We start from the raw sequence: 12,367 nt of genomic DNA on the forward strand, positions 1-12,367 counted from the left end.
ATCCATGGCGACTATTCGTTCAAGCAACCCGCTGGTCTGGCTCTTCGACCCGATCCAGCCGACGCGAGAAGGGGCCAACGAGTCCTACCGATTCTCGGGCTCATCGATGGCCTGGGTGGTGCCGACCGCGATCGGTGTTATCGCACTCGTGGCGACGTTCGCCATGGGCTTTGCCTCGGAAGATCGCAGCCAGTTCTACTTCTCGTATCTGACCGCGTGGTCGTACGGCCTTTCGCTGGCCGTGGGCGCGCTGTTCTTCGTCCTCATCCAGCACGTGACCAAGGCCCGGTGGAGCGTGGTTTTCCGACGCATCCCCGAGGCGCTGCTCTGGTCGTTCCCGCTGCTGGCTGTGCTGGGCATCCCCGTGCTGCTCGGCATGCACGACCTGTACGAATGGACGCACGAGTACCTCTACGATCCGACCAGCGATCAGTACGACGCCGTTCTGGACGGCAAGCGCTCCTATCTGAATACGCCGTTCTTCCTCGGCCGCATGGCGTTCTATTTCGTCATGTGGACGTACATCTCGTACCGGCTGTACACCGTCTCGGTGAAGCAGGACGAGTCGCGTGACATCGAGGACACCCGCAGCATGCGCTTTACCAGCGCGTGGGGTCTGGCCATTACGGCCGTCACGACGGCCTTCGCGTCCTTCGACATTCTCATGTCCACGTACCCGCACTGGTTCTCGACCATCTTCGGTGTCTACTTTTTCGCGGGCTCCTTCCTTGCGATCATGGCCTTCATGATCGTGCTCGCCATGGCGTTCCAGCGCAGCGACATGATGCCTGGAATGACCGTGGAGCATTACCAGGATCTGGGCAAGTTCATGTTCGGGTTCGTCGTGTTCTGGGCGTACATCGCATTCAGCCAGTACATGCTGATCTGGTATGGAAACCTTCCGGAGGAGACCGTCTGGTACAAGTATCGTCTCAGTCACGGCTGGGAGGCCCACAGTGCCGCGCTGCTCATCGCCCATTTCATTCTGCCGTTCCTGGTGCTTGTAGGCCGATGGGCCAAGCGCCTGCGTCCGTTGCTGGCGTTCATGGCCGTCTGGATTCTGGTGATGCACTGGTTCGACTTCCACTGGATTGTCATGCCGGTCCTGCACGCGGACCAGGCGCAGTTCAGCCCGCAGGACTTCACCGCATTTGCAGGCATTACCGGCGTTCTCGTGGGCCTGGTTGTATTCCGGCTGAGCCGCCACAGCATGGTGCCCCAGGGCGATCCCCGCCTGAAGCACTCGCTTCATTTCAAGAACACCTGAGGCAACTGCCCGCGTGTTCCCCCCGGAGTGGGGCCCGGCTGCCTATTTTGACCATGCCTTCACCGGGCATATCAATCAATCGGCCTGTGAACTCGTTCGCACGGTCGAACACCAAGCACGGGTATGGATCACGCAATAGACAACGCAGGCGTTGAGGGAGAAGGCATCCCGGTAAACGGAGTGCTTCTCATGTTCGGTGCCATTGTGGCGGCGCTGGCCGTTGTGGTCGTCGTTACCGTTTCCATCCTGGGAGACGAGTTCAAGGCTGCCGAGGTGATGGCGACCGAGACCACGGGCTATCCGCTTCTCCGAGAGACGCAGTCCTCGGCGCAGGCCCTGCTGACGCGCAACGAAGTAGTGGACGCCGGCCAGGGTGTGTTTCGCATACCGATCGAGCGCGCCATGCAGCTGACGGTTGCCGAGAGCGGTCCGACCGCAACGGACCAGATCACGCTGCGACGCTGAGGTGAAACGCGGGCTGCTCATAGCGCTCGTTTCGCTGCTGCCGCTGACGGTTTCCGCGCAGCGCACCGGTGAGTTGCCGGCCGTCTTCGACGGTGTCGGCATCGAGGAACAGTTGGGAAGCACACTGCCGCTCGACTTGCAATTCGCGGATGCCGAGGGAAACCCGGTAACCCTGGGCCGCTACTTCACAGGCTCGAGGCCCGTGATGTTGAATCTCGTGTATCACGAGTGCCCGATGCTCTGCAGCCTGATGCTGACGGAGTTCACCAAGACCCTCATCGACCTCAACGAGTCTGAAGGCTGGGTGCCGGGCCAGCAATTCGATGTGGTTACGATCAGCTTCTCGGCGGTAGAGGTCCCGGAAATGGCGGCGCGCGCCAAGGCGCGCTATCTGGACCAACTCGGTCTGGAGCAGGCAGCCCGCGGCTGGCACTTCCTGACCGGATCCCAGGAGTCGATCGATGCGATTTCCGAGGCCATGGGTTACGGATTCAAGTGGGTCGAGGCCTCCCAGGAGTACGCCCATCCGGCGGCCCTCATGCTGGCCAGCCCGGAAGGTGTGCTGACCCGGTACATTCACGGCCTCACCTTCGAAGCGCGGGATGTGAAGCTCGCAGTGATCGAGGCATCGGAAGGGCGGGTTGGCACCGCCATGGACAAGATTTTTCTCTTCTGCTACCGCTATGACTCCCAGGCCAATTCCTACGTGGCCGACGCCTGGGCCATCATGCGTGCAGGAGGGCTTTTGACGATGATTCTGCTGGGAGGCACCCTCCTGGTACTCTGGCGCCGCGAGCGCCGAACGCTGGACCCCGGTTCGCCGGCGGTCAGCACCTAATCCGCCACGGCGGGAAAGAGACTGAACAACCATGGGAGAAAACGGAACCACATGGCTTCCTGAGGCGGCGTCGACCATCGCGCCCGAGGTGGACGCGCTGTTCTACTTCGTCCTCTGGACGAGCGTAGTCATGTTCATCGGTGTAGTGGTCGCGATGGCCTACTACGGCATGAAGTTTCGCCGGCGCGACCCCTCCTACGTGCCGCCGGCACACCACGAGAGCCGCTTGATTGAAACGGCCAGCATCGTGATCCCCACGATCCTGGTGCTCATTGTCTTCACCTGGGGCTTCAAGGTGTTCATCAAGATGTACGCAGCCCCCCCGGATTCCTACGAGATCACCGTGCGCGGCAAGCAGTGGTTCTGGGAGTACGAGTACGACAACGGCGTCGTGGTGGCCAATGAGTTCTATGTGCCCATCGGCCGCCCGGTCAAGCTGAACATGAGCGCCACCGATGTGCTGCACTCGTACTTCATCCCGGACTTCCGCGTCAAGCACGACGTGCTGCCCAATCGCTACACCAGTCTGTGGTTTCAGGTGGACGAAGCGGGGGAGTACCAGGTGTATTGCACGGAGTATTGCGGCACGCAGCATTCAGCCATGCTGAGCACGCTGGTGGCCGTGCCCCAGGCTGAGTTTGATTCGTGGCTGGCCAACCAGAATCAGGACCTGCCGCCTGCAGAACTGGGCGAATTGCTGTATACCCAGTACGCATGCAACGCTTGCCACTCCACCGACGGCGTCGCAGGAGTGGGTCCCACCTTCCAGGGTCTTTACGAGGCGGCCCGCCCCCTGGCGGACGGCTCGACCGTCACCGCTGACGACAACTACCTGCGTCAGTCCATCCTCGATCCCGCCTCGCAGTTGGTGCAGGGTTATGGTCCGGTTATGCCGGCCACCTACACCTCTTTCTCGGCGAAGCAGCTCGATGGACTGATCGCTTACATAAAGGCGCTGCAGTAGCCAATACCTATGACCGCATCGTCCGTACTTGCTCCCAAGGAGCACTACCTCAACCACGACAACTCGATCAAGGGGTGGCTACTGACCGTAGACCACAAGAAGATCGGGATTATGTACCTGGTGGCGGTCTCGCTGGCCTTCCTGGCCGGTGGCATCCTCGCCATCCTGGTGCGCACGGAGTTGTCGGCGCCCGGCGAGACCATCATGGGTCCGGACGCCTACAACCAGTCGTTCACCCTGCACGCCGTGCTGATGGTGTTCGCCTTCATCATCCCGGCAATTCCAGCCATCATGGGCAACTTCGCACTGCCCATCCAGCTGGGCGCGAAGGATGTGGCGTTCCCAAGACTCAACCTCGCGAGCTTCTATATCTACCTGATTGGTGCGGCGATCACGCTCTGCGCGCTGATCGTGGGCCGGATCGACGGCGGCTGGACCTTCTACGCGCCGTACTCGACGAGCGTGGGCAACGGGGTGCTGTTCGTCACAATGGGGGTCTTTGTGATGGGCTTCAGTTCCATCCTGACGGGACTGAACTTCATCGTGACCACCCACAAGATGCGCGCACCGGGACTCACCTGGTCGCGGCTGCCGCTCTTTGTCTGGTCCATCTATGCGACCTCCATTGTGCAGGTCCTGGCCACGCCGGTGATCGGCATCACGATGCTGCTGCTCTTCATGGAGAAGCTGATCGGCATCGGCATCTTTGATCCGGCACTCGGGGGAGACCCGGTCCTGTTCCAGCACTTCTTCTGGTTCTACAGCCACCCGGCCGTCTACATCATGATCCTGCCCGCCTTCGGGGTGATTTCGGATCTGATGGGCACGTTCAGCCGCAACCGCGTGGCAGGCTACAAATTCGTGGCGCTGTCTTCGGTGGCCATCGCTTTCCTGGGCTTCCTGGTCTGGGGACACCACATGTTCGTGTCCGGCCAGTCGGCCACGTCATCGATCGTGTTCTCCCTGATTACCTACCTGATCGGTATCCCGACGGGCGTGAAGGTGATCAACTGGGTGCTGACCATGAATCGGGGCTCGGTGTCGTTCAAGACGCCGATGCTCTACGCGCTCATGTTCCTGATCACGTTTTCCATCGGTGGCTTCACCGGCATCATGCTGGGCGTGCTGGCCATTGACGTGCACCTGCACGACACCTACTTCGTGGTGGCGCACTTCCATTACGTCATGATGGGTGGCAACGTGATCGCGGCCCTGGGTGGCCTGCATTACTGGTGGCCGAAGATGTTCGGCAAGATGTACAACGAGACCGCCGGAGTCATCGCCTCCATTCTCGTCTTCATCGGGTTCAATCTCACCTTCTTCCCGCAGTTCATCATGGGTAGCCGCGGCATGCCGCGACGCTACTATGACTACCTGCCGGAATTCGAGATCTACCACCAGCTCTCCACCCTCGGCTCCTACATCCTGGCCGTGGGCCTGTTCATGATCCTGTTCTACATGGTGTGGAGCCTGATCAAGGGCAAGCAGGCCGGTCCCAATCCGTGGGGCGCGCTCACGCTCGAGTGGACGCATACGACCACACCGCCGGACCACCACAACTTCCACCACACCCCGGTGGTAACGCGTGGCCCCTACGACTACCATCTGGCCAAGGAGCTCTTTGAAGGAGATTCGGGCGATGGCGCCGCGGCAACGCCGCCGGAGCTCGCGCCGAAGGCACCCTCAGAGGCCCACTAACCCCAGTACTCCAGACTCATGGCACAACCTGCAGCGGGGGCTCCCGCTCACCTGAAGCACTACTTCGTGTCGTCGGACCAGCAGTTCGACGCCGCGAAGATGGGGATGTGGCTCTTCCTCATTACCGAGATCCTGCTCTTCAGCGGGATGTTCGTGGCCTACACTGTCTACCGGGTGTGGCATCCGGAGGTCTTTGTGGCTGCCTCGGATCTGCTTGACTGGAAACTCGGGGGCGTCAACACGCTGGTGCTGCTCGCTTCCTCGTTCACGGTTGCCTTCGGCATCCAGAACATCCAGAAAGGCAACCAGAAGGGGTTGATCATCAACCTGGCAATCACCCTGCTCTGCGCCGTCATCTTCATGTGCATCAAGTATGTGGAGTACGTCGGCAAGTTTGAGGCGGGCATTTTCCCGGGGGCTGCCTACGCCCCGGTGGGCGATTACCACGGCCACGCCATGGCCGAATACGCAGATGTGCTGTTCCTGCCGCAGTTCTTCTCGATCTACTTCGTGATGACCGGCATCCACGGCTTCCACGTGCTGGTGGGCATGGGCATCTTCACCTGGCTGATTATCCGGGCGTACAAGGGGCATTTCAGTCCGGAGTACTACACACCGATCGAGCTGTCCGGCCTCTACTGGCACCTTGTGGACATCATCTGGATTTTCCTCTTCCCACTGCTCTACCTGATCTGACGAGATGGCACACGGACATCACATCTCCAGCACCCGACTGCTCGTCACGGTCTTCGGAGCGCTGGTCTTTCTGACCATCATCACGGTGATCACCTCCCGCATGGACCTCGGTGCGCTCGACGTGCCCGTGGCGCTTGCCATCGCGTCCCTGAAGGCGGCGCTGGTGGTCGGCTACTTCATGATGCTCAAGTACGACAACCGGGTGAATGCGCTGGTCTTTGCGGTCGGCTCCCTGTTTGTAGTCGTCTTTCTGGTATTCACGCTGCTCGATACGACCACACGCGGTGACCTGCCGAACACCGTAGAAGGCACCATCATGGAGGAGCAGCGGGACCTGGAGGCTCTGGAGGCGCGAGCCGCCGACGTGCCGGCGGCGGACGCGCAGCCCGCAAATTAGACGGGCGCGGCAGCTTCGCGAGCGGGCCTACCGGCGGTAGACTACGGTTCCATCGAACACCGTCAGGTCCACGCGCGTCCGGCTGATCTGGTCGATGGGGATCTCAAAGATGTTGCGATCCACCACGACGAAGTCAGCGGCCTTGCCGACCTCCACTGAACCCGTCAGATCTTCCTGCCCCAGCGCATAGGCCGCATTGAGCGTGTACGCCATGACGGCGTCATGCACCGACGGTAGGGCCTGCGGATCCCGGGTGAGTGCGTTCTGCATTCCGACGAACGGGTTGAGGGTGCTTACATCCCAGTCGCTGCTCAACGTGATGCGGGCTCCGGCCTCATGCAGCGACCGGAGTGGTACGAACGGGTGGGCCCGTTCACCGACCAGCGGCTCATTGTCCTGCCACGCTGACGGTTGGGTAAAGGCGCCGGCGACCTGCATGTCAGCGGTCACATTCAGTTCAGCGAACCGCGCATAGTCGGCGGGATCCACAATTTCCAGATGGGTGATGCGGTGGCGGTGGTCCAGTCGTCCGGCGCGCTCGACGGCGTTCAAAGCCTCATGCACACCGCGGTCGCCAATGGCGTGGATGTGGAAATCGAACTGCGGAAGCGCCTGCAAATAGGCAGTCAGCCGGTCCTCCGTGAAATAGTTCAGTCCGGTCAGGGCATCAATTCCAGGCAGGAGGGACTGGTACGGCGCGTGCAGGGCGGCCGTGGTGTTGATCAGAATGCCGTCCGAATACACCTTGATCTGGTCCATGCGAACGCGGTCGCCACGGCTACTGTGGAGCGCGGCGAGAGCGGCGAGCTGTTCCGTGTCGGTATCCCCCGGGTAGGCCCAGAGGTTCAGCACGGCCCGCACCGTCAAACCGCCCTGCCGTTCGGCCTCCAGCCAGGCCTTGTGAAAGTCACGCCGCCAGTAGGTACGCCCTTCAGCCACCGACGTAATCCCGTTGGCGTTCAGCTCCGAGACGGCCTCCAGCAGGCCACTGACATTGAGTTCGGCAGTTTCGGGACTCGGCAGCCACGCCAGGTCGAAAACCTTGTCCCCGGCGGAGTCAAACAGGATTCCGGTTGGCGCGCCGGTTGCCGGATCTTTGACAATCACGCCGCCGGGGGGATTTGGCGTCGAAGCGGTGATGCCGGCTGCGGTCAATCCAGCCGAGTTGACCCAGACCGAATGGCTGGTCTCCTCCATAATGGCCGCCGGACGGTCCGGGATGGCTTCATCCAGGATCTCGACTGGAGGACGCTGCGCGTCCAGCAGTGTAAAAATGGAGTGGCCGAACCCCAGGACCCACGACGATGCGCGTTGGTCGGGCGCGCAGGCCCGCAGCTCGCGAACAAACCGCTCAGGGTCCGTCTCCTGGCCGTCGAGCAGGCAGGTGCCGGCTATGGGTGATCTGGCTTCAAGCGGATGCGTGTGCACGTCGTGCAGTCCCGGCAGAACCAGTCGCCCGTCAAGCTCCACCACCGAAGCTTCCGGGGCACGGCGATCCATCACCTCCTCTGTGGTACCAACAAACGTGATGCGCCCATCGGAGACAAGCACGGCCTCCGCCCATGGCGCCGAGGAGTCCATCGTGTAGAATCTGCCGTCAACCAGTGCGAATTCCACGCCCAGGCTTTCCGGGAGTGCGCCCGAGTCGCATTGACTCAGGAGGCCGGCGGATGTCAGCACGATTGCAATCGAGGCGAGACGCATCCAACAATATAGACGGCCGTACATCGAGGCAGGTAGCCGCCAGTCCCACTGGCACGCTGGCTCCGGATCTGGCGGCGGATGCCGAGGTTACAACTTCGCGGCCGGCGCCCTCTATCTACTGTGCTCGTATTCCTCCTCGTCATAGTCCCGATCGTGTTCACCATGGCCGTCTGGGTGGTGGTGAGTTTTTACAGGATCATGCGACCGGAGGAGCCGCAGATCCCGGTGGATCCCGGCATGTTCGACCTGCTGCTCGAGCCGCGCCGGGAGCCGGCGCTGATCGGAGCCAAAGCCATCCGCGAGTCCGGCAGGAGGCAAAACCGGGAACGCTCCCTCTCGTCCCCGTACGACTACCTGGACGGCCATTCGGATGGATTCCCGGAGGCCTGGTGGGAGGACGTGCTGGCGAGGCGAAACTGAGGGCCGTCAGGCTGGCTACCCCAGGTGATCCGTCAGGAAACGGTTCAGTCTGGCGTGCGAGTCGCTGAGTGTCTTGCGCAGATTCGGGTCTTCCGCTCCCATGCGTCCTGAGACCACCTTCACGATGGTGCACGGCACCCCGTGCGTCGCCGCCACGTAGGCCACCGCGTAGCCCGTCATGTCGCTGGCCTCAGCGATGCGTTGCCAGTAGGTGAGTTCTGACGCGCCCGTGACCGAATGGTCCTGGGTCACGAGTGTGCCCGTTGCATACTCCTCGAACGGGTTCTTCAGCGGCATGCGTGGGTAGGTAGGTGCCGACAGTTCAATGCGGTCGCCCTCGAACACCTGACTCGGCGCGAACAACTCGCCCACCTTGAGGGACTCCACAAGCGTTACGCAGGTGCCGACGTGCAGGATCTCCGAGGGGCGGAACTGTCGCAACAGCCGCTCTGTACGGAGCGCCCCCTTGATCTTTCCCATCCCGGTGACGGTGACCAGGTAGTCGTCGTCACGCACGGCCTCCCCTTCGGCCACGCCGGCAAATCGACCACGCTTGTAGCTCTGAACAAAGGGTTCTGCTTCTTCAAGCGTGGCGAATATGACGGCCTTCATTGAACACGGGGCTGGCTACCGGGTTGGAGAACGTTCCAAATTAATCGCTGCGTGCCTCGATGAAAATTGTTGAGCTGCTCGAGGCAGCTTCCAACCCTCTTATTTCTTACGAGATCATTCCGCCCAAACGGGGCGGCAGCCTGAAGGACATCCTGAACATTGTGGATGGGCTGACCGAGTTCGATCCGCCGTTCATTGATGTCACCTCGCATGCCGCGCAGGCCTACTACGAGGAGCAGAATGACGGCAGCTGGAAGCGTCATGTGAAGCGCAAGCGGCCAGGCACGCTCGGCATTTGCGCGGCCATTCGCGGTCAGTTCGGCATCGAAACCGTGCCGCATATCCTGTGCGAGGGGTTCACCCGTGAGGAGACCGAAGACGCCCTGATCGAGCTGAATTACCTGGGCATCCAGAACGTGATGGCGCTGCGTGGTGACGATCATGGCTTTCGCAAGCCACCCCGGGCCGACCGCACACGCAACAACTATGCGATCGATCTGGTGGCCCAGATCGCCGATATGAATGCCGGTCGTTATCTGGAGGACATGATCGATGCCGCGCCCACGGAGTTCTGCGTCGGCGTGGCCGGATATCCGGAGAAACATTTCGAGGCACCGAATCTCACCTGGGATATCCTGAACCTGAAGCGCAAGGTGGACGCCGGGGCGGAGTACGTGGTCACGCAGATGTTCTTCAACAATGAGCACTATTTCCGCTTTGTGGAGAAGTGCCGTGACGTCGGCATCACGGTGCCCATCGTTCCTGGTCTGAAGATCATCACGAACCGCCGCCAGGTGCAGAGCCTGCCGAGGACCTTCCATATGGAGATCCCCGAGTCTCTGGCGGCCGAGGTCGAAAGCGCTGACCCGTCGCAGACTGCCGAAATCGGCGTCGAGTGGGCCACGCGCCAGGCCGCGGAGCTACTGGACAGGGGCGTGCCCTACCTGCACTTCTACATCATGTCGACGTCGCGGCACGTGAGTCAGGTCGTGCGGCAGCTTCGCAAGCTGGCCTGAGGCCTGCCGCGCGGGTGCGGCTGACGTGAGCTTGCCGCGCGGGTGCGGCTGACGTGAGCTTGCCGCGCGGGTGCCGCTGGCGTGGCCGCCGGCCCCAGGGGGACTGCGTTCGCTGTCGAGCAGCCCTAGCGGATCTTCTCCCGCTTTACGTTGCGCAGCTTGTCCTTGTAGCGTACCACCTGGCGCTTGAGCCGATCGACGCATTCGTCAATCGCTTCTTCGTGCGTCTTGCCCTTGGCTTGCGCCACCAACTGCTGCCGGTGCACGCTGGCGCTCATTTCCACGGAGTTCTCCTCGGGTTGTCCTTCCTTGGACATGATCACGTTCACCCCGGTGATGCCGTCATAGAACTTGTCGAGCCGCTGAATCTTCTTTTTCGTGTACTCGTGGAGCCGCTCGCTGGCGTGGAATTGACGGGCCGTGATCTGAATGTGCATGGCGATCCGGTTTAATTCCTGGAGGCAAACCTGTACGGTTCTATTACGGACTCACTCGGCCTTTGTCAACCGCGTTCAGTGTCCCAGAAGGCCTTGAGGTAACGATTTTCGTTCTCATGCATGCGAGTGCGCTGCTCGGGAGTGGCGTCCTCGTGCCCGGCCAGATGAAGGAGCCCGTGCACCACGTACCGGGCGGCCTCTCGTCGAAAGCCCGTGCCAAACTCCGGCGCTCGCAGCGCGGCCATATCCAGATCCACGTACACCTCGCCCTCCAGTGCGCCCGGTTCGTCGGAAATCACAAACGAGAGCACATCGGTGGGGTAGTCGTGCTCCAGGTATTCCCGGTTCAGGCGATGGACTTCTTCGCTCCGGGACAGGATGATTCCTACGTACGCGTAACCCACGCCCTCTCCTGTGAGCACTGCGTGGGCCAGTCTTTCAGTGCGATGGGCAGGCAGGCTGCGGCCTGGATGCGTGTGCCAGACCTCGATGCTAACGCCAGGGTCAGCCAAGATCGCCGAACAGGTCCTCCGCCATGGAGAGGGCGACGCTGCTCATGATCAATTCGGCAGGAAGCTGCGTGAAGTCCGCCGAGAACAGGCCCGGATGCACGTTGGCGTACAGCGAGCAACCCGCCTGTCGCTCCACCACAAGTGCGTTCGCAGCGTCGCCGCTGCGTGCGACAAAGATCACTTCGCCGAGCTCCTGACTGGCAATGAACCCGGTGCAGCCCTGGATCTGCAGGAACGAGCTGGCGGCATAGATGGAGACCAGATTGGACTCCGGGTCGTCCGAAACGCCCTCCGGCAGCACGATGCGCTGGCGGATCTCCAGCGTGATGCGTCGACCGCTCTCTTCATCAGCGAGTTCAAACCGGGCCAGGTCCCCATCGCGCTTGGGGGTCACTTCCAGGACGGAAGCAATGCGCTCGAGGTCGGCATCAGAGAACGTAAACGCCATATACGGGTAGTGCGGATGCTGCTTTATTCGGAACTCAGGGGCGCCCGATCCGGACGCAACCAGAGCGCCAAATTACGCCCGGAGGGGCGCATAAACCAACGATGCAGGACACGGAGAAGGTGCCGGTCTGGCTCAAGTGGGGCGTGGTGCTGGTCGGCACGGGCGTTGCCATCGGGGCGTTTGGAGCACATGCACTTGACGGCGTTGTCACGGAAGCCCGGCTGGACACCTTTGAGACGGCCGTTCAGTATCAGACGGTTCACGCCATGGCCCTGATCTTCGGCTCGCTCCTGGCCATGGGCTTTCCGGAAGAGCGCTGGCTGGAGTGGGCGATGCGCTTGCTGCTGGCCGGCATCCTCGTCTTCTCGGGCAGCCTGTATCTCCTGGTACTGCTCGACCAGGGTTGGTTGGGTGCCGTCACGCCGTTCGGAGGCGTGATACTGATTGCAGGCTATGCGGCTTTCCTGGTGGCTGCCTTCAGGATGCGTCGTCCTCCTCAAAGAGGAGCGTGATGCTCGGGGTGAGCTGGAACTTGCGCGCCAGGTTCAGAAGCTCCTCAGCCGCGTCGTCCGCCGTGTCGTAGGAGCCGTGCTCCTTGCTGTCTACGGCGAGGGCGTAGCCAATCTCATCGGCATCGCCTGACTCGTAGTCTTCCCAGTTGGTAGCCTCCTCGATCACAAACAGGCCGTCCTCCGGGGAATAGGAAGCCACGAACCGCTCCTGCTCGATGCGCTCGTCGACAAGGCTCAGGTTGCCCAGCGCCTCGTACTCCTCATCGTAGAAGAGCGTCTCGGCGATCAGCTGGCGCGTAAAGTCTTCCAAGTCGAACTGGGCCATGTGCTCTGCAGGGGCGAATGTGCGTCCAAGATAGGACACGCACCTGGAAATGCCGC

General features: G+C 61.7%; 16 protein-coding genes. 10 read left to right on the plus strand and 6 right to left on the minus strand.

The window, feature by feature from the left end; genetic code table 11:
• The first annotated feature begins 4 nt into the window (after window positions 1-4).
• The 7 genes from JJ896_05900 to JJ896_05930 all read left to right on the plus strand — a co-directional run bounded on the left by JJ896_05900 (window position 5) and on the right by JJ896_05930 (window position 6,325).
• A complete protein-coding gene (locus tag JJ896_05900; protein MBO6779165.1) occupies window positions 5-1,267 on the plus strand; it encodes a hypothetical protein in 1,263 nt (420 codons plus the stop codon).
• Window positions 1,268-1,390: 123 nt separating this feature from the next.
• Window positions 1,391-1,732, plus strand: a complete 342-nt coding sequence (locus tag JJ896_05905) for a hypothetical protein (GenBank protein MBO6779166.1) — start codon at window positions 1,391-1,393, stop codon at window positions 1,730-1,732.
• Window position 1,733: 1 nt separating this feature from the next.
• Window positions 1,734-2,570, plus strand: coding sequence for an SCO family protein (locus tag JJ896_05910; GenBank protein MBO6779167.1), 837 nt, complete (start codon window positions 1,734-1,736; stop codon window positions 2,568-2,570).
• 31 nt (window positions 2,571-2,601) lie between these two features.
• Window positions 2,602-3,534 carry a cytochrome c oxidase subunit II gene (coxB, locus tag JJ896_05915; protein MBO6779168.1) on the plus strand — a complete coding sequence of 311 codons (933 nt, stop codon included), beginning with the start codon at window positions 2,602-2,604 and terminating at the stop codon, window positions 3,532-3,534.
• 9 nt (window positions 3,535-3,543) lie between these two features.
• Entirely contained in the window at window positions 3,544-5,232 is a 1,689-nt protein-coding gene (locus tag JJ896_05920) for a cytochrome c oxidase subunit I (protein ID MBO6779169.1), read from the plus strand.
• An 18-nt stretch (window positions 5,233-5,250) separates the two neighbouring features.
• Window positions 5,251-5,928: a cytochrome c oxidase subunit 3 family protein gene (locus JJ896_05925; GenBank protein MBO6779170.1), complete on the plus strand. Its 678-nt coding sequence runs from the start codon at window positions 5,251-5,253 to the stop codon at window positions 5,926-5,928.
• A gap of 4 nt (window positions 5,929-5,932) precedes the next feature.
• Complete coding sequence (locus JJ896_05930; protein MBO6779171.1) at window positions 5,933-6,325, plus strand: cytochrome C oxidase subunit IV family protein; 393 nt, start codon at window positions 5,933-5,935, stop codon at window positions 6,323-6,325.
• 27 nt (window positions 6,326-6,352) lie between these two features.
• On the opposite strand, the gene JJ896_05935 is transcribed toward JJ896_05930, so the two are convergent.
• Complete coding sequence (locus JJ896_05935; GenBank protein MBO6779172.1) at window positions 6,353-8,029, minus strand: amidohydrolase; 1,677 nt, start codon at window positions 8,027-8,029, stop codon at window positions 6,353-6,355.
• Between the two features lie 120 nt (window positions 8,030-8,149).
• On the opposite strand from JJ896_05935, the gene JJ896_05940 reads away from it, so the two are divergent.
• Entirely contained in the window at window positions 8,150-8,449 is a 300-nt protein-coding gene (locus tag JJ896_05940) for a hypothetical protein (protein MBO6779173.1), read from the plus strand.
• 15 nt (window positions 8,450-8,464) lie between these two features.
• Here JJ896_05940 and JJ896_05945 read toward each other — a convergent pair whose 3' ends face one another.
• Window positions 8,465-9,061 carry a hypothetical protein gene (locus tag JJ896_05945; GenBank protein ID MBO6779174.1) on the minus strand — a complete coding sequence of 199 codons (597 nt, stop codon included), beginning with the start codon at window positions 9,059-9,061 and terminating at the stop codon, window positions 8,465-8,467.
• Between the two features lie 59 nt (window positions 9,062-9,120).
• Here JJ896_05945 and metF point away from each other — a divergent pair, with 59 nt between their 5' ends.
• Window positions 9,121-10,077: a methylenetetrahydrofolate reductase [NAD(P)H] gene (gene metF / locus JJ896_05950; GenBank protein ID MBO6779175.1), complete on the plus strand. Its 957-nt coding sequence runs from the start codon at window positions 9,121-9,123 to the stop codon at window positions 10,075-10,077.
• Between the two features lie 125 nt (window positions 10,078-10,202).
• Here the strand turns inward: metF and raiA are convergent, their stop codons facing one another.
• The 3 genes from raiA to JJ896_05965 form a co-directional block, all read right to left on the minus strand.
• Window positions 10,203-10,514 carry a ribosome-associated translation inhibitor RaiA gene (raiA, locus tag JJ896_05955; GenBank protein ID MBO6779176.1) on the minus strand — a complete coding sequence of 104 codons (312 nt, stop codon included), beginning with the start codon at window positions 10,512-10,514 and terminating at the stop codon, window positions 10,203-10,205.
• Between the two features lie 65 nt (window positions 10,515-10,579).
• A complete protein-coding gene (gene ybeY / locus JJ896_05960) occupies window positions 10,580-11,026 on the minus strand; it encodes an rRNA maturation RNase YbeY (GenBank protein MBO6779177.1) in 447 nt (148 codons plus the stop codon).
• Window positions 11,019-11,474, minus strand: a complete 456-nt coding sequence (locus JJ896_05965; protein ID MBO6779178.1) for a hypothetical protein — start codon at window positions 11,472-11,474, stop codon at window positions 11,019-11,021. The genes ybeY and JJ896_05965 overlap by 8 nt, the downstream gene beginning before the upstream one ends.
• A 101-nt stretch (window positions 11,475-11,575) precedes the next feature.
• Here JJ896_05965 and JJ896_05970 point away from each other — a divergent pair, with 101 nt between their 5' ends.
• Window positions 11,576-11,986, plus strand: coding sequence for a DUF423 domain-containing protein (locus tag JJ896_05970; GenBank protein ID MBO6779179.1), 411 nt, complete (start codon window positions 11,576-11,578; stop codon window positions 11,984-11,986).
• Here JJ896_05970 and JJ896_05975 read toward each other — a convergent pair.
• Window positions 11,952-12,350: a hypothetical protein gene (locus tag JJ896_05975; protein MBO6779180.1), complete on the minus strand. Its 399-nt coding sequence runs from the start codon at window positions 12,348-12,350 to the stop codon at window positions 11,952-11,954. The genes JJ896_05970 and JJ896_05975 overlap by 35 nt on opposite strands.
• Between the last annotated feature and the right edge of the window lie 17 nt (window positions 12,351-12,367).

The sequence above is a fragment of the Rhodothermales bacterium genome (genome assembly GCA_017643395.1).
Lineage (GTDB): Bacteria > Bacteroidota > Rhodothermia > Rhodothermales > UBA10348 > JABDJZ01.